We start from the raw sequence: 16,695 nt of genomic DNA, 5'->3' as shown, positions 1-16,695 counted from the left end.
AATATGAAAAAGAAATAAATATGAAAGTGACGAAATTTTTTGGACTTTGGATATTATCCGTTCTTTGTGTCCTCTCCTGTACGGACGAGGAGCAGGGAACGGGCAATATTGTTCCCGATGTTGCAACGGCGCCTGTAAAACTTTCGCTCGATGCAACACCTATGCGGGGAACTGTTAGTACGACCCGTGCCCGTGGCGATAATTCGTTGGACTTGGTGCTGGGCGAGGAAGCAGGGAAAACGGTAAACACTGCCGGAACCCGTGCCGGTACGCTGACCGATGTACAGGAAGATGCGATAAACGACATTTGTGTGTTCCAGTTCGGCAATGCCGACGGTAAACTGAAATACAGCGAATACGCCTCACTGACGGATGGGCAGCTAACTGCGAATATTTCATTGGCTTCGGGAGTAGGCACGTGCACGGTGTATGTATTGGCAAACGTAGGCGACCTGACTCAAAAGGTATCATACGGCAGTGTATTGGCCGATTTCAAGAAGTTTGCAGCAGAGGTATCGTCGGGTAAGGGTACAGGGCAAAACCTACCGATGTGTGGTTATAAGGCCGATTTTAACTCGGAGGCGGACAATGCGTCCCTTACCGTCTCGCTGACCCGTGCAGTGGCAAAAGTCAGTCTGAACCTGACGACTCCGAACACTGGGGACGTCTTTACAGTGACTTCCGTCAGGCTGATGAACGTGGCAAAGAAACTCTATTACGTAGAGTCGGCAGCCACCGCTCCGACTGCTGCGGAGCTTACAACCTATACGAGCGACAACACCAAGTCCATCGCCTGGTATGTTCCGGAAAACAAGGCTGGAAGTAACTCGCTGACAGACTGGAAAGACCGCTACGAGGACAATGTGCCTGCCACGGCCACTTATATTCTGATAGAGGGCAGCTATACGCCGAAAGGCGGCATAGCCCGCGATGTGGCTTACACCATTTATCTGGGCGCGGGCGATAAGGCCGGCGATTTCAATGTGGTGCGCAATACGAAGTACACGATAAATGCCGCCATTAAGGGTACGAACATGAACGACGGCCGCGTGCTGGTGGGCAAGGATTTGAGTGCGGCAGGAACACAGACTGCCAATTGCTATGTGGTGAATACCACCGATGCCAATAAATGGTATCGCTTCAAAGCCACCATACGCGGCAACGGTGCGGCAACCTCGGCACAGATTTCCTATACCGGCACAGACATACCAGCCAATGACAGGATTGCACCCGACAATGCCGCTCTTGTGTGGGAAACCCGCGAGGGAGACAAAGCGCCTACCTTAGACTATGTAGGCTACTCCAGAAACGGCTATATCGTATTCAAGTTGGGCGAAGCAACCGAAGGCAATGCAGTAGTTGCCGCCAAAAACGGCGCTACCACTCTTTGGAGCTGGCACATCTGGACTACAGCAGCATTCGACAGAAACGACATCAAAGTGCAGACATACGAAACACGGCCTCGTAACGGCCTTGCTTCTTATGCCAATATAACCAAACGGGAATTTAAAATGATGGACCGTAATCTGGGATCTGCAAGCGGAACAGCTACCAAAGTAGCGGAAGAAGCCATAAAGACGTATGGTGTATATTTTCAGTTCGGTCGTAAAGACCCGTTTCCCGCGGCAGGTGTGATGACGAGGACGAACGATGCGGATATTGTGCCCGTGTATGATGCAAATGGAAATAAAATTTTGAAGAATTCTAATCAGATAAAGAATAGTGCGATAACAACAGGGATTGACCAAGCTGCTGTAAAGGTACAATTAGCTTATACAGTAGAGAATCCTTTGATGTTTATAACGAGGGATGACAATGATAAAGCTATTACCTATGGTGGTGATGGCACGAATCTTTCTTATAACTGGATTTTTGCAGCGCATCCGGCACAGGACGAGGCGGAAGGTTCTGTACCTTGGAAAGCATCCAATAAATTGTGGGGCAGTGGTTTTCTGGATGAAAAAAAAAGCTTGATACTGGGAACGATTATTGATGTAAAGAAAACCATCTACGATCCGTGTCCCTATGGTTATCATATGCCGGCACAGGATGCATGGACTAATTTTACGACCGGCACAACGAATTATAATATGGGTAATATTGCTGAATATAATGTGGTTGCAGCAGATAAGTATAATCAGGATTCCGATCTTGTCGGTTTTACAGATGATAAATTTGAAGTATGGGGACGTAGATTCTTTACAACCGGAAATGCAGCGACTGCAGATGCGGGCAATGTGGCATTTTACCCGTCAGCCGGCTGTCGTTTCGGGTATGAAGGCCACGTTAGCTACCTTGGGTGGGGGTGTTACGTTGCATCGGCCTCTCCGTACTCTGCTACGACGCAAAACGGAAGCATCTTGAGCACGACCTCGGGCTGGATGTATTCGGTGGCTACCTCCTTTCGTTCTAACGCATTCCCTGTACGTTGCGTCCAAGACTAACATCTAAAAGAATACCGGAGTTTTTTTGGGGAGAATTACTTTTCCTCGATATAATCTCCGGTTTGTAGTGCCGGATGAGGATGTGAATCACTGTCCGGATCATTGTTTGTTTGCAAGTTCTCCTTTCCAGGTGTGGAAAGGAGAACTTATTTTTACCGTAACTTAAAATAAACATATAGCGAAAAAGTAAATTTGAGCAAAGCGTAGCGAATTGGCTGATGCAGCGTTCGTTACGCTTTGTTTTTCATGTTATTCCTAAAAAATTACTCATACGGTCAATACAGCGTTTCTTTTGATTGAGATTAGGGTGAACGTACAGATTAAGTGTTGTTGCTACATTTGAGTGACCGAGTATGACACTGACAGTTTTATAATCACACTGGCTTTCAATACATCGGGTCGCAAATGTATGCCTGAGTCCATGAAAAACCAAGTGGGGAATATCCAATCGTTTTAGCAACCTACCAAAATAATCACGATAAGAACGAGGCTCTTTAGATTGTGTGGAAGTGCCTACCACGTATGGGGATTGAGATTGTTTCCTTACCATTTTCAACGCTTGGAAAAGTTGTTTGGATAAAGGAATTTCACGACAAGAATTCTTGGTTTTGGGAGAAGAGTGAATCCTTTCTGTAGATTTCAACTCACAGTTATATATTCTGCCTACAGTATGCTTCACGATGACTATCTTTTGTGCAAAATCCACATCTTCCCATTTCAAAGCACAAACCTCACCGATTCTCATTCCGGTACAGAGAGCCAACAGTACACCTATATTTTGTGGAGTGGGCTGTTTCAACAAGTGACGCATCAATATACGCTGATGATTTAATGACAATGTTGGCGGCAGCTTATTTTCTGTTTGAGTAGGATATTCGATTTCCCATTCTTCAAAATGGAAAATCCCATGCTTATTCCCATATTTGATAACAGATTTGAGCACTGCCACTATATCCCGAACTGTTTTTCTTGCTAATCCGGAAGTACATTTATCTATCACAAACTGCTGGACATCCTTCTCGGTTATATTTTCCGCAGTGCCAAATCGTGGCAATAGGTGTGTCTGTAATGTAAGCTGATAGGCACATAGGGTGGAATGCTTCACTATCGGACGTTTTGCATCACACCAAATCTCGGAAACTTCGTGAAATGTTTTTTTATTGTTCATATTTTGAGAGAATTAATTGATTTAGCTCTCTCAAAATAACACATTTTTACCGATTTCCCTTTGAACGGTTATGGATTTTACAAAGCATCTCGCAATTTTCCATGCTGGTTGACCCTCCCTTGCTCCATGCAGTCACGTGGTCGGCATCCATTTCCGAAAGTTTATAAATACGGGTCTTGTTGGCATTATTCCCCAACGCACAGAGCGGACAATTGGAAATTCCTTGTTTCTCAGCCGCTTCGGTCTGACGCTTGTAAGCAGCCCGCTTGGTTGATTCTTCAAAGATACGGATGTCAAGCAGTTTCTTATCCTCTTCTCCACCCAGTACATATTCGTAAATATTTCGGGGACACCGCACACTTTCATCCGCTTGCAAGGCTTTTACCCGTTCTGTAACATGGACGGTGCTATAAGGGGTGGCATGGTACGTTTCATAAAGCCGTCCCCATTCCAAGCCGCACATGTTACGCTCTACCATAGTAAAGGTAGCCGATACCCAGTCAATCACAGAACGGAAATAACTTTCCAATTCTCCCGTGGAAGGCTCGTGACGGTGTATGCTCATATAGGCATCAATGCTTATCCCCTTACTGTCGCAAATCCACCGGAGGGCTTCCGCCAGATAATCCTGCCGTTTTACATCTCCCTTGATATAATGACTCCATTTCTGTATTTCCGCATTTTGGGAATTACTGAACACCCGCTTGGCTGCATTTACGAACTCGCCCGAATAGATGGCATTGAGCAATTCCTGTTCCTTGAGCGGAATGCCCACAATATTAATGGTCTTGAACCACTCCTTGATTTCCTTTTCTTCACCCTCGCATTCATATACCAGCAGAGAGGATTGCATAATCTTTTGTTGCTGCTCTTCGGGCAATCCCGAGAAATACTGCACGTTATCCGCTTCATCCTTGATAGCGAATTTCCCTGTAACGAACCGACCGATAGAAGTGATGCGTTGCTGCCCGTCAAGTACTTCAAATCGTCCGTCCACAGTCCGGTTGAAATAGATTAGTCCGATGGGATAGCCTTTCAGCAGGGATTCTATTACCGCTACATCACGTTTCCCATCGTTGTAGATGTAATGGCGTTGATACTCGGGTTGGATAGTGAGCCGCCCGTCCAATCCAAACAGACCTTTACCTTCCAATTCGTTGTAGGTAAATCCTTTACAGATGTCTTCGACAGTCCATTCTGTATGCAATGTTGTCTCCATGATATTGATTCACTTTTTAGGATTATTCTTTTGTGTCTTCTTCTTCCGGAGATGAATTGAGTGCAATGCCTGTTTTGGCGTTCAGCGGACTGATGACTGCCTTGCCCGTCTTGGCTTCCAACTCCATACGGGCATTGCGGGCAATCTCACCACCGGCTTCCGCCACATCCATGTGTTCCCGAAATGTCTCCGGATTTTTACTTTCAGATATTTCTTTGGTGGAAAGTTCCGCCAACATATTTAGCACCAATTCCTTATTGGTCATATTGTCACGTAAGTTCTCTTTTTTCAGACCTTTGAACTGCTTATACTCCTTGGCGGTCATGTCACTCCAAGTCTGATAAATTATATCGGTCAACGTAGCAAACTGCACTCCCTCTTGCAATCCGTGCCGCTTCCATTCATCCGTGAGGTCTTTACGAATCTCTATGGATTTGAGACGCTGATTAATCCAATTATCCGAATACCCCAATCGCTTATAGTCCATCAGTGCTTGATTGATAGAAAGTTCGGGGTCTTGCATTTGGTTAAGACGTTCAGTCGCCACTTGTGCCATCCATTGCTTGAACGGTTCTGCTTTGGGCGATGGAATAGACTGAATCAAACGGAGAAGCTGCTGAGTATCTGCGACATCGGTTAAATACATCTTTCCATCAGCCGATTTCATTTTCAGTTGACTACAATTTGTAGTCAACTCACTCCCTTCTTTTTTTAAACGTGTTTTCAAGACACTCCAGTACTTACGAGGATTAGGACTATCGGTTAGGACAGCCACCACATCCACTATGGAAAAGTGCCATTTTTCTTCTTTGTCGTCCCAAATGGTACGAACTTTCTTGGTTTCAAAAAGCTTGATGGCATTATGTTGAGTCATAATTATTCTATTTTTATCTTTATTTTTAAGTTGAAATCTTAGGGATGTGCGAGAACGAGGACCTATATTCAAAGAAAACACGTGTTTATACCACTTATAAATGCAAGACAGCCTATTTGAAAAAGTTCGGAAAGGCTGGTACATACGATTTAAATGCCAGTGAAGTAATCACAAGAAACGGTATTCAAGAAAAAGTCTATCAACGCATTTTAATTATCAACCATAAGTTTATGCCTAATAGCTAATCTGCAAATTAAGCTATAGTTTGCGAATGAGTAATCGGGCGTACATGGGAATATATTTTTCGCCAACCTTAATAACGCTTCGGGCATTTAAGTCATTATATTTGGGGCTATCCATATTCGTGTATTTTTTCGTTCGTAAACAAGATGTGTTTTGCCTATCAGTTATCCCTAAGATTTCAAATTGCTCTGGACAATACTTAATCAAAAAGGATATAGGAACGCCCATCACACCATCATAATCTGACGGAATGGCATCCGTAAAAGGTACTTCAATGGCATCATAATTATCGTAGCGGTCATAGGCAGCTTTGCCTTTCAGTTCCTTATGTTTGGAAAAGCGGAGGTTGTCTGCCATACTCATCAGTGGCAATGGCTCATGACGACGGCCATGCTCTATGCTGGTAAACCAACATGAATTGCCTAATCGGGTATAATTACCGACATATCCCAATCTTGCAGCTTTAGCCTTGTCTTTCTCATCTACTTTAGCTCCGTCAGGAACACCAAAAACCATATCATTTCCATTTCCTGTAGCACCTAACCAAACTTTGTTATCTTTTATCAAGGGAAAGACCTCCTTATAAGTGATTGCGTTCATGTTACCTATTACAGCAAACTTCTTCCCAGCTTCTACAATCCAAGCCAAGAACTCACGAAACAAGGAGAACGGTGGATTCGTTATGATGAAATCCGCTTCATTACGAAGTTCGGTAACTTCTTTACTTCGAAAATCTCCGTCACCCTCCATATACTTCCATTCGAGGTCATCTATATTGATACGCCCGTCCCCGCTCTTGTCTCGTTCCAATATGAATATCTTACCTTTCACTTGTGCCTTGGATGGGTCGAACTGAGGCGCTTCTTGCTCAAACAAAGAGGGATGATAAGGCGTTTTATATTTTTTGCTATCCGGCGCATAACTCGTAGAAATCAGTTTTTTCAAGCCTAATTCATCGAACTTGGCAGCAAAGTATCGGGTAAAGTTGCTCCATTCGGGGTCATCACAAGGAAGTAATACAGTCTTTCCCCTGAACACATCCGAGTCATATTCAAGATAGGCATTCATTTCAATCTCTATGTCATGAAATTGCGTATAGAACTCATCATTCTTAGCCGCCTTAGCTTCTTTTAGATTAGTATTTGCCATTATTTTTTTATTTCGTTGGGTACAAAAAGTGTACGCATTAGTCAATTCAGTTTGACTAATACCCGCCTCAATCAATACCTCTTTTATCCGATTCTTTGCGACATCTTCTTTAACTTGTTACAAAGGTATACAATTTTATTGGGTAAACCACTGTGCTCTTAAAAGAATGTATTTCGTTAATGGCTTATCCAAAGCTATTTTGGAAAATTCTATTTGTTTTTTTCGCCAGCCGATTTTATGAAACCGCCGCCGATAGTTCGTACTTTCGAAAAAATCCCTATATTTACAAATAAAAGAGTTATTTGGCAGCAACCCATTCATGTTCATATTCAGAATGGTTTGATGCTAATCGTATTTATGTAAAAACAGATGATGAAAAAACTTTCAGCCGTCCTTTAGAGGCATTCCCTTTGTTAAAGGATGCTACTGCTATTGCCGTGCCTAAAAGAAATCATCAAGTGTATTTTGACACACTCTGTTTATTTCCTTGTACTGATGTATTTTACAATCTCCGCTCCTTTAAAATAGATAACCAGCGAACTGACAATAATCAGCATTCCCGCTACCGTACTGAATGTGGGGTATTCTCCCGCAAGCATTATCCAACTTAATACAGCTCCGAGAATCGGGTTGATAAGGCGGCACATGTTGATGTCGCTGACTTTTGCGCCTTTGCTTTGCAACGCCATAAACCAGAAGCTGAAGGCAAAGACGGAAATAAATACGAGGATGCCCAGGCTGATATAAAATCCGGCAGGCTTGCCGATGAAAGAGTGATAACCTTCCGTGCCCAGTCCTATGACGTAGATAAGGGCGCCACCGAAAAACATCTGTACGGCATTCAGGAAGATAGGGTTGACCTTGCCTTTCTCTTCGGATACGGAGATGGCGGAATAGCCCTGAAAGATAATGCTGAGCAGCAGTAGTATGATGCCTGTGATGCCTTTCCAGTCCAGCGGTTCACCGTCGCTGCCCATCCCTACAATCAGCAAAAGGCCTGCAAGGCTGATGATGAGGCTGACGATTTTGTAACCGTTCAGTTTGTCGTTACTTGCCAGCAGATGGGCAAGCAGTACATTGATAAGCGGCGTCATACCCATGATGATGGATGATATAGCCCCGCTTACGAAGTCCACTCCGAAATAAAAGGCCGTATAACCCATGAACATATTGATGAATATCAGATTGAGGAACAGTTTGCGGTGCTGCTTGATTTCCTGCCACATCCCCTTGTGCCAGGTATAGGCAAAAAGCAGAACGCCTACACTGGTGAAACGCAGCCCGGCAAAATTCATCGGAGTAAAATCATAACTGAGCCCTTGCTTGATAAACGGGTTTACGATGGCCCATAGCACAGATGCCAATATAGCGTATAGCAGTCCTTTTTTCATGCTTATAGAAAGTTGTTTGGTAAAATCGGGTGCAAAGATACGCAATAAAAATGAGACATAACATAGGATACAGTAATATGGGGCAGAAGGCAGGAAAGAACAAAGCGGAGTGAAGGCAAACAGCCTGCTCCGCTTTTATAAAAAGACATTGAAAAGGGAATTGCAAAGAATAGTTTAGTTCTCGTCTGTTTTAAAGTCAATGGTTTTATAATATTCGCCGTCGTGTAAACTTTTTACGCGGATATTAAGTCCGGCTTTTCCGGGTATCCGGTCGGCTATCTTATCCAGTTTGAAAGAGACAAGTCCTTGTCCCGGTATGAGCGGCTCGTCACCGTAAGCATTCTGGCGGAATTCCAGCGTGATATATCCCTCTTTGTCGTTCTTGCCGTCGGATGCTTCGTTGACTATGAGGTTCAGCATATGTTTTTTATCATTGCTGTTGCTGTGGTATAGCTGGTATTGGATGTTCAGGTAGTTGTCCGTAATCCACATATTGTTGATGTTGATGCGGTCGTCGCCGATGCTGTCGGCCTTTTCGGCAGGCATGAAATAAATGTCTTTGGTAAGGATATTCTCTACATGGTTGATTTTGGCATTGTAATCGTAGCCGGTTACTTCTTCATCCAGCAGGTTGAAATATACAAAGGCGCGCTGTCCTTCCACCAGAGTGTAGTTATCCACTTGGGCAGTGTCACCGGGAAACATTTTGGTTCCTTCATCGAGTGCGAAGTAGTAGTCTTTTCCGTCAATTATTCGCACTGTGCCGATGGCGAGCAACGGGTGTTCGTCATCATCCCAATCGTCCAGGCAGGATTGCAGTACGGGGGTGGCGATGAACAACAGCAGAAATGCGGCTAATATCGTTCTGAACTTTTTCATAAGTAGAGGTTTTGTTATTGGTTCTGTTTTAGGTTTTGTATTCAGAAAATGCCGGGATTGCACAAATACTGCTTATAAGAATGTTAAAGAAAATAAAGAATAAATTTCCTATCTGCCGGATGCAGTATTTTTGTGCCCGTTGCATTTATAAGGTAAACACGTGTTAAAAGAGAGGATGGAAGAACAGGTATTGGCAGAACGTTGCAGGCAAGGCGACAACCTTGCCCGCAAAGAACTGTACGAACAGTATGCGGGGCGGATGCTCGGCGTATGTTTGCGTTACGCCGGTGACCGGGAAACTGCACAGGATTTGATGCATGACGGTTTCCTGAAGCTCTTCGACTCTTTCGATAAGTTCACGTGGCGGGGAGAGGGTTCTTTGCGGGCTTGGATGGAACGTGTAATGGTGAATACGGTATTGCAGTATTTGCGGAAGAATGATGTGATGAGCCAGTCCGCTGCCCTGGACGATGTGCCGGAGACGTATGAGGAGCCGGATGCTTCGGCGGTGGATACTATTCCTCAAAAGGTATTGATGCAGTTTATAAGCGAGCTTCCCGCCGGTTATCGTACCGTATTCAACCTGTTTGTTTTTGAAGATAAATCTCATAAGGAGATTGCCCGGTTGCTGGGTATTAACGAAAAGTCATCGGCTTCACAACTGGTACGTGCCAAAGCTGCTTTGGCTGCCAAGGTGAAGGAGTGGATGAAAAGAAACGCATAAATGGAGAAACGTATGGAAGATGAATTGTGGATGCGAAAAATAAAGGAGCGGTTGGACGATTATTCCGAACCGCTGCCCGTTTCCGGCTGGGAACGGCTTGAGAAGGATTTGTCCGTTTCGAAGCCTCCGGTAGCCGGAAAACGGCGGATTATACCTTTCCGCCGCTGGGCTGTAGCTGCGGCTGCGGCACTGCTCGTTGCGGTGTCGTCGGTGAGTGTATGGCTGCTCCAAAGCCCTGTGGGAGAGGAGATGCGGAATATGACTGCACCGGCATTGGCTGCCGTGCCGGACAAGCTACCGGAGCAACAGACGCCTTCAGTACGGACAGAGATAACAGAACCCGACTATCGCGCACAGAAACAGGAATCTCCGGCGGATACGAACCGGCGTTCCTTGCTGGCACAACAACTGAATACCGTAGATGAAACGGAGCGGGAAACGGTCATCCAATCCTTGGGCGCAGAGCAGGAAGTTCAGACTGGGAACGCACAGGAACCGACTGCGGAGTCGGCACGGGTAAATCAGGAAGTAGCAGAAGAAGAGAGAAGGGAAGAGGAACGTACGGAAAAGATTGAGCGCCGCCGCCCGTCCGGCAGAGACAAATTGCATTTGCCGGTTGGCGGAGCGAAGCGGGAGCAGTCGCGTGGCTGGTCGGTCGGATTGGCAGTAGGAAATACGGGCGGATTGATTTCGGGAAGCAGTATAAGTGAAAGCGGGCTGCTTCAAAACGGACAGAACTTCGGTGTTTCCGGCGGAAGGGTAGACCTCACCACAATGTCTGACGGGATAATGGAAGTGCCGGAAGGGCAGGAGCTTGTCTTTAAAGATGGCATACCTTATCTGCAGAGGAGTTCCGGACAGGTGGTGGACATAGACCATAAACAGCCATTGTCTTTCGGCTTCTCGGTACGTAAAGGGCTTGCACGGGGTTTCTCCGTGGAAACGGGCTTGACGTATACGTACCTCGCTTCGGATGTGAAATTTGCCGGAAGTTCGGAAACGGTCAGCCAGAAATTGCATTATTTGGGTATTCCTTTGCGTGCCAACTGGAACTTTGTAGATAAGAAGTCCTTTATCATGTATGTTTCTGCCAGCGGCGCCATGGAAAAATGCGTTTACGGAAAAATAGGGAGCAAAAACGAAACCGTGAAACCGTTGCAATTCTCTGTAATGGGAGCTGTGGGTGCACAGTATAATATAAGTAGCAGAGTCGGCATTTATGTAGAACCGGGAGTGTCTTATTTCTTTGACGATGGTTCGGACATTGAGACTATACGAAAAGAAAATCCCTGCAACTTTACCTTGCAGGGTGGAGTACGGTTGACTTACTGATTAAATTGAGTGTTGAGAATCAATTCTCAATTTACCACTACTGTGGGAAAGTACTCTTTAAAGAGTTTTTCGGCTCGTTCCAGTTGTGCGGGGGTATTCTCTACTACTTCTTTTAACTGATAATCCCAGCCCATAGCTTCGTATTTATGCACCCCTAAGCGGTGGTAGGGAAGTATTTCCACCCGTTGTATGCTTTGGTATTTGCCGAGCTGTTCGCCCATGTTGCGTATGTCTTCTTCAAAATCACTATATCCCGGTACCAGGACATAGCGCAGCCAAAACGGATGTCCCTGTTGTTCCAGCCAGGCAGCGGTGCGCAGGGTTTGTTCGTTGCTGCGTCCGGTCAGGGTACAGTGGCGTTCGGGATTGAATTCTTTGATATCGAGCAATACCAAGTCCGTCAGACTTAACAATTCCTCAACTTTGTCGTTCCAGATTCCGCCGTTGGTGTCAAGACAGATGTGGATGCCGTTTGCTTTCAAGTCTTTGAACAGTGGTATCAATGCCTCTGCCTGCAAGGTAGGTTCACCGCCGGAGAAAGTAATTCCCCCTTTTTTCCCGAAGAAAGCTTTTTGGCTGACAGCCATTTGCAGGATTTCACCGGCAGGAGTAGGAGTACCGCCCTTTACATCTATCGTATCGGGGTTGGCACAATACAGGCAACGGAAAGGACAGCCCTGGAGGAATACGACAAGCCGCAGCCCCGGACCGTCGAAAGTGCCCATTGATTCGTATGAATGAACATTAATCATAATAGTGTATTATAAGCAAAGAATGTAATAAAAAGAAAGCACGGACTACAGGGTTATTACTCCGGATTTTTGCTTAATCCGTGAAATCCGTGTAATCCGTGCTTTAAAAGGTTATGTATCCGGTTTACCGATTACATTCTTTCGTGGAAACTGCGGCTGATAACTTCCAGTTGGTGTTCGCGGCTCAGTTTCACGAAGTTTACGGCATATCCGGAAACGCGGATGGTGAGTTGCGGATATTTCTCCGGATGTTCCATGGCGTCTTCCAGCATTTCACGGTTCAGCACGTTCACGTTGAGGTGGTGTGCACCTTTGGTGAAGTAACCGTCCATCATGGTAACCAGATTCTCTACACGTTCCTCGGCAGTGGGACCCAATGATTTCGGAACGATGGAGAATGTGTTGCTGATACCGTCCTGTGAGTCGCGGTAGCGCAGTTTGGCTACGGAACTCAAAGAGGCGATGGCACCGTTCTTGTCGCGTCCGTGCATCGGGTTGGCTCCCGGAGCGAAAGCAACGCCTTTAGCGCGTCCGTCGGGAGTGGCTCCGGTCTTCTTACCGTACATCACGTTGGATGTGATGGTCAGGAGCGACAGGGTAGGACGGGCGTTCTTGTAAACGGGCAGCTTCTTCAACTCTTCGCTGAAGTAGTATACCAGGTCTACACCAAGGTGGTCTACACGGTCGTCGTTGTTGCCGAAGCACGGGAAAGAGCCTTCGATGTCGAAACCTTCCGTCAGGCCGATGTCGTTACGGCGTGCCGTTACTTTGGCGTATTTGATGGCAGACAATGAGTCGATGGCAATGGAAAGTCCGGCTACGCCGTATGCAAGGTTGATGAGCGGGTCTGTATCTACGAATGCCATTTGGGCTTTTTCGTAATAATACTTGTCGTGCATGTAGTGGATGATGTTCATTGCTTCGTTGTAAACGCGGGCAATCTCCGTCAGCACTTTCTTGTAGTTGTTCATTACCTCTTCAAAGTTCAGCGTATCGTGAGTCAGCACGGGGATACCTTTCACCATTACGGTTCCGGTGTTTTCGCAACGTCCGCCGTTGATGGCAAGCAGCAATGCTTTGGCAAGGTTGGCGCGTGCGCCGAAGAACTGGATTTGCTTACCGATAGCCTGGTAGGATACGCAGCAGGCGATACCGTAGTCGTCGCAGTTGCGTACCTCGCGCATCAGGTTGTCGTTCTCGTACTGGATAGAGCTGGTATCTACGGATACTTTGGCACAGAATTCCTTGAAGCCTTCCGGCAGTTCGGGACTCCACAGCACAGTCATGTTAGGCTCGGGAGACGGGCCGAGGTTGTACAATGTTTGCAGGAAGCGGAAAGAGGTTTTTGTCACCTTTACGCGACCGTCGTTGAAGCGTCCGCCGATAGCTTCGGTAACCCAGGTGGGGTCTCCGGCAAAGATGTCATTGTAGGATTGCATACGCAGGTGGCGTACCATGCGCAGTTTGATGATGAACTGGTCAATCAGCTCCTGTGCAAAAGTTTCGTCAATCTTACCGTGCGCCAAATCGTATTCAATGAAAATGTCAAGGAATGAAGATACATTACCCAATGACATGGCGGCACCGTCTTGTTCTTTTACAGCGGCAAGGTATGCCATGTATACCCACTGTACGGCTTCCTGAGCAGATGTGGCAGGGTGGCTGAGGTCGAGGCCGTAGTATTCGCCCATGGTCTTGATGTCCTTCAAGGCCTTGATTTGCTCTGCCACTTCTTCGCGCAGGCGGATGCGTGCTTCGGTCATAGGGCCGGTCAGGTGGCGCAAGTCTTCCTGTTTGGCTTCGATGAGACGGTCGATACCGTACAATGCCAGACGGCGGTAGTCACCGATGATACGTCCGCGTGCATAGTTGTCGGGAAGTCCGGTGAGGAAGCCCAATGAACGGAACGAACGGATTTCTTCGGTATATACATCGAATACGCCGTCGTTGTGTGTTTTACGGTAGTGTGTAAAGATGTCTTTTACTTTATCGTCTACCTCCACGCCGTTTTCGCGGCATGCTTTTGCCACTACATTGATACCGCCGAAAGGTTTGATGGCGCGTCTCAGCAGTTCATCTGTCTGCAAGCCTACGATAAGTTCGTTCTCCTTATCTATATAGCCTGCTTTGTGGGAAGTGATGGTAGATACTGTTGTATGATCTAATGAACGGACACCGTTATTGGCTCTTTCTTCTTCCAGTGCTTTCAGACAGAGGTTCCAGATATGCTTGGTGCGCTCCGTTGGTCCTTGCAGGAAAGATGCGTCTCCGGTGTAGGACGTGATGTTTTTACTAACGAAATCACTTACATTGATTTCTTTGCTCCAAAGCCCGTCAATAAAGGTTTTGTTTAATTCCATAATGTTCTTTTAATAAAAGTGATTAGATATGTTATCCTTTAGAGCGCGCAAAATTACGGAAAAATTTCCGTAATTACACAATAATATGGAGGATTTTTATGTTGAAGAGCATAAAATAGCTATTATTAGGTAGGAAGTACCACCGGGTATTGATTCGTGTCCGTCCGATTAATATCTGTACTCTTATCAACTATTATTATTTATGCTGAAATCTATTCGTCCCACAATAATTTCCCTTTCGTCCGACAGCTGTTTTATTTTCGTCCGACAACTGTTGGACGAAAATAAAACAGCTGTCGGACGAAAAGATTTTAGTAACATTTTATTAGTTCCTTTGATGCCGTATTTTTAGTTTTTGCGGATATGTGAATTATTTTATTCCGGATTTGTTTGCGAATTTAAAAAAGAAGCGCTATCTTTGCACCGCTTTAAGAGAAAAGCACTTCTTGAAAAAGAAGTTTTGGAGAGGTGGCAGAGTGGTCGATTGCGGCGGTCTTGAAAACCGTTGTGCTGCGAGGCACCCGGGGTTCGAATCCCTGTCTCTCCGCAGACAACCTTAACTATTAAGGTTTTACACGCAAGGCACCCAAAAAGGAACCCATTTTTAAGGCCCTTTTGGGTGCTTTCCTTTTATCTCCGCTAAAACAATTTGCGGAAGAAGGCGGCTACAGCCGTAAATACCTTCGTCTTCCGAAGAAAGAAAAAGGCAACCGCCAATAGTACCAAAATCCCGAAAATGTAACGCCACCTGTACGGGTCGGCCGCCGGCTTCTCGGTAATATCGGTTTCCTTATCGGTGTCCGTGTTCACTTCTTCCGTTTTGGTCGTTTCCGTCTTCTGTTCTTCCTGCGTTACCCCGGTAGCTTCGGCCTTCTGTTTTACCGTGAAGGTTTCGATACTCTTAATAGCTCCCTGCCTTCCGGTATCGGGCGGCTGCTTCTCTTTCGGTTCCTTCGGCCGGTTCTTGGGCGTGTCTGCAACCGGATTAGACGGGCCGCCCGCCTGCATAGTGTCCGGCTTTGCCTGCCGGGTATCGGGTTTCGGCGGGAAAAACTCGATTTTCGTATAGGTTACTTCTACGCCTTCGGTTTTCGTATTGTCTACCGTCCGGCGAAATTCGGCCGCCGTCGTTTCGTTCCGCTTTTCTTCGGTCTTAGCCGTTTCCTTCGTGCTGCCGGCCAACTTTCGCGGCGTGGAACACCCGATAAAAGAAACGGCCGCAATCCCCCAAAGAATAGCTATAAAGGTTCTTGTTTTCATACGATTTCGATAGTGATTTTTTCTTTCCGGGCTATTGCGGCCTTACACCGCTTTGTAAGTTCAAGTTCGTAAGGCGTGGAATTGATAACCCGCCCCTTTACCTTGTTTTCTCCGACCAAAATACAGCCGGAAGTGTCCTTACCGGTATTGCCACGATGAATTAGAATGCCGTCGAAATGCGGTACGTTCAAAAGGCGAGGAAGGTCGCGCCCGAAGCGCGGCGAACGGTTTACGGTTATTTCGTAGGTTCCGAACGGTATAGCCGTTTCGTTCTTTACCTTCTGTTCCCCATTGTCAAATTTGCCGTTTCGGTTGTCGTCCCGGTTCTTGTCTTCCAAGGTATCGCAAAAACGCACCCCGTCAATAAACAGCGTACCGATAGTATAGGTTTCGGCGAAGTATCGCCGTTTAAGCGTTAGTTTCATTGTCGCCCCCTTTCTCTTTTTCCTTTTTTAGATACTCGATAACCCCGGCTATAATCTCCTGTTCGTCCTTATGCTGGATGATTTGCGAAAGGATTTTAGCCGCATCCCCGATTTTGGCCCGCTCCTTGGCTTCGCTATTCTCGTAGATACTCTTTAATTCGATAAATCCCACGAACATAGCCCCGATAAACGTAAAAAACGGCAATACCGGTAAAGTGTGGTTCGTCTGCGGATTTAGCTGCGTAATAGCCAACATTTGCACCACGTCGATAGATGTAATTACGAGTATCATATTGAAATACCGGCTTATTTTGTCTACTGTCTTACGCAATCCGTACGAAGACCGATATTCCCCCCGTTGTTTGGCCTTTCGAATCCCGGCCCAAAGGTCAAGGAAGACCACGAACAAAACAAGCGCGTAAACGCAAGCTATAATAATAAGTTGCGGCCCGAAGGTCTGTAAGATATTTTCCAT

14 protein-coding genes and 1 tRNA gene are annotated in these 16,695 nt (G+C 46.1%); 4 read left to right on the top strand and 11 right to left on the bottom strand.

The genetic code is table 11. The annotated features are described in order from the left end of the window. Positions 1-20 precede the first annotated feature (20 nt). Positions 21-2,444 carry a DUF4906 domain-containing protein gene (locus AB5903_RS02240; RefSeq protein ID WP_368117632.1) on the top strand — a complete coding sequence of 808 codons (2,424 nt, stop codon included), beginning with the start codon at positions 21-23 and terminating at the stop codon, positions 2,442-2,444. A 244-nt stretch (positions 2,445-2,688) separates the two neighbouring features. Here the strand turns inward: AB5903_RS02240 and AB5903_RS02235 are convergent, their stop codons facing one another. From AB5903_RS02235 to AB5903_RS02210, 6 genes are all read right to left on the bottom strand, one after another. Further along, entirely contained in the window at positions 2,689-3,612 is a 924-nt protein-coding gene (locus AB5903_RS02235; RefSeq protein ID WP_272710915.1) for a site-specific integrase, read from the bottom strand. A 46-nt stretch (positions 3,613-3,658) separates the two neighbouring features. Continuing rightward, the gene (locus AB5903_RS02230) at positions 3,659-4,831 is read right to left on the bottom strand and encodes an HNH endonuclease family protein (protein WP_368117631.1); all 1,173 of its coding nucleotides are present in this window, start codon (positions 4,829-4,831) and stop codon (positions 3,659-3,661) included. A gap of 22 nt (positions 4,832-4,853) precedes the next feature. After that, a complete protein-coding gene (locus tag AB5903_RS02225; protein WP_272710913.1) occupies positions 4,854-5,705 on the bottom strand; it encodes a Bro-N domain-containing protein in 852 nt (283 codons plus the stop codon). A gap of 258 nt (positions 5,706-5,963) precedes the next feature. After that, entirely contained in the window at positions 5,964-7,097 is a 1,134-nt protein-coding gene (locus AB5903_RS02220) for an adenine-specific methyltransferase EcoRI family protein (protein ID WP_368117630.1), read from the bottom strand. A gap of 479 nt (positions 7,098-7,576) precedes the next feature. After that, positions 7,577-8,488: a DMT family transporter gene (locus AB5903_RS02215; RefSeq protein ID WP_117666139.1), complete on the bottom strand. Its 912-nt coding sequence runs from the start codon at positions 8,486-8,488 to the stop codon at positions 7,577-7,579. Positions 8,489-8,662: 174 nt separating this feature from the next. After that, positions 8,663-9,367: a NigD-like protein gene (locus tag AB5903_RS02210; protein WP_272710859.1), complete on the bottom strand. Its 705-nt coding sequence runs from the start codon at positions 9,365-9,367 to the stop codon at positions 8,663-8,665. A 175-nt stretch (positions 9,368-9,542) separates the two neighbouring features. Between AB5903_RS02210 and AB5903_RS02205 the strand changes: the two genes are divergently transcribed. Together AB5903_RS02205 and AB5903_RS02200 are read left to right on the top strand one after the other, a co-directional pair. Next, positions 9,543-10,091: an RNA polymerase sigma factor gene (locus AB5903_RS02205; RefSeq protein ID WP_005651774.1), complete on the top strand. Its 549-nt coding sequence runs from the start codon at positions 9,543-9,545 to the stop codon at positions 10,089-10,091. Continuing rightward, a complete protein-coding gene (locus AB5903_RS02200; RefSeq protein WP_272710860.1) occupies positions 10,092-11,423 on the top strand; it encodes a hypothetical protein in 1,332 nt (443 codons plus the stop codon). It begins immediately after the preceding gene. Between the two features lie 26 nt (positions 11,424-11,449). On the opposite strand, the gene pflA is transcribed toward AB5903_RS02200, so the two are convergent. After that, the gene (gene pflA, locus AB5903_RS02195; protein ID WP_040315388.1) at positions 11,450-12,175 is read right to left on the bottom strand and encodes a pyruvate formate-lyase-activating protein; all 726 of its coding nucleotides are present in this window, start codon (positions 12,173-12,175) and stop codon (positions 11,450-11,452) included. Positions 12,176-12,306: 131 nt separating this feature from the next. Further along, positions 12,307-14,535, bottom strand: a complete 2,229-nt coding sequence (gene pflB, locus AB5903_RS02190) for a formate C-acetyltransferase (protein ID WP_368117629.1) — start codon at positions 14,533-14,535, stop codon at positions 12,307-12,309. Between the two features lie 462 nt (positions 14,536-14,997). On the opposite strand from pflB, the gene AB5903_RS02185 reads away from it, so the two are divergent. Continuing rightward, a tRNA-Ser gene (locus AB5903_RS02185) sits at positions 14,998-15,082 on the top strand. 92 nt (positions 15,083-15,174) lie between these two features. On the opposite strand, the gene AB5903_RS02180 is transcribed toward AB5903_RS02185, so the two are convergent. The 3 genes from AB5903_RS02180 to AB5903_RS02170 are packed head-to-tail and all read right to left on the bottom strand — an operon-like array spanning position 15,175 to position 16,695. After that, positions 15,175-15,795, bottom strand: coding sequence for a hypothetical protein (locus AB5903_RS02180; protein WP_015545798.1), 621 nt, complete (start codon positions 15,793-15,795; stop codon positions 15,175-15,177). Then, positions 15,792-16,220 carry a DUF5675 family protein gene (locus AB5903_RS02175; protein ID WP_015545799.1) on the bottom strand — a complete coding sequence of 143 codons (429 nt, stop codon included), beginning with the start codon at positions 16,218-16,220 and terminating at the stop codon, positions 15,792-15,794. The genes AB5903_RS02180 and AB5903_RS02175 overlap by 4 nt, the downstream gene beginning before the upstream one ends. Then, entirely contained in the window at positions 16,204-16,695 is a 492-nt protein-coding gene (locus AB5903_RS02170) for a phage holin family protein (RefSeq protein ID WP_015545800.1), read from the bottom strand. The genes AB5903_RS02175 and AB5903_RS02170 overlap by 17 nt, the downstream gene beginning before the upstream one ends.

Source organism: Bacteroides sp. 2201st1_D9_2201SCRN_220225 (assembly GCF_040928965.1).
Taxonomy (GTDB): Bacteria; Bacteroidota; Bacteroidia; order Bacteroidales; family Bacteroidaceae; genus Bacteroides; species Bacteroides stercoris.
The sequence above is the reverse complement of the archived record's forward strand: the minus strand, read 5'-3'. Positions and strand labels throughout refer to the sequence as shown.

Excerpts from the sequence above, each read along its gene's own strand:
- pflB (WP_368117629.1), bottom strand. The coding sequence starts at position 14,535 with ATGGAATTAAACAAAACCTTTATTGACGGGCTTTGGAGCAAAGAAATC.
- AB5903_RS02210 (WP_272710859.1), bottom strand. The coding sequence starts at position 9,367 with ATGAAAAAGTTCAGAACGATATTAGCCGCATTTCTGCTGTTGTTCATC.
- AB5903_RS02235 (WP_272710915.1), bottom strand. The coding sequence starts at position 3,612 with ATGAACAATAAAAAAACATTTCACGAAGTTTCCGAGATTTGGTGTGAT.
- AB5903_RS02215 (WP_117666139.1), bottom strand. The coding sequence starts at position 8,488 with ATGAAAAAAGGACTGCTATACGCTATATTGGCATCTGTGCTATGGGCC.
- AB5903_RS02180 (WP_015545798.1), bottom strand. The coding sequence starts at position 15,795 with ATGAAAACAAGAACCTTTATAGCTATTCTTTGGGGGATTGCGGCCGTT.
- AB5903_RS02170 (WP_015545800.1), bottom strand. The coding sequence starts at position 16,695 with ATGGAAAATATCTTACAGACCTTCGGGCCGCAACTTATTATTATAGCT.
- AB5903_RS02225 (WP_272710913.1), bottom strand. The coding sequence starts at position 5,705 with ATGACTCAACATAATGCCATCAAGCTTTTTGAAACCAAGAAAGTTCGT.
- pflA (WP_040315388.1), bottom strand. The coding sequence starts at position 12,175 with ATGATTAATGTTCATTCATACGAATCAATGGGCACTTTCGACGGTCCG.
- AB5903_RS02230 (WP_368117631.1), bottom strand. The coding sequence starts at position 4,831 with ATGGAGACAACATTGCATACAGAATGGACTGTCGAAGACATCTGTAAA.
- AB5903_RS02240 (WP_368117632.1), top strand. The coding sequence starts at position 21 with ATGAAAGTGACGAAATTTTTTGGACTTTGGATATTATCCGTTCTTTGT.
- AB5903_RS02205 (WP_005651774.1), top strand. The coding sequence starts at position 9,543 with ATGGAAGAACAGGTATTGGCAGAACGTTGCAGGCAAGGCGACAACCTT.
- AB5903_RS02200 (WP_272710860.1), top strand. The coding sequence starts at position 10,092 with ATGGAGAAACGTATGGAAGATGAATTGTGGATGCGAAAAATAAAGGAG.
- AB5903_RS02175 (WP_015545799.1), bottom strand. The coding sequence starts at position 16,220 with ATGAAACTAACGCTTAAACGGCGATACTTCGCCGAAACCTATACTATC.
- AB5903_RS02220 (WP_368117630.1), bottom strand. The coding sequence starts at position 7,097 with ATGGCAAATACTAATCTAAAAGAAGCTAAGGCGGCTAAGAATGATGAG.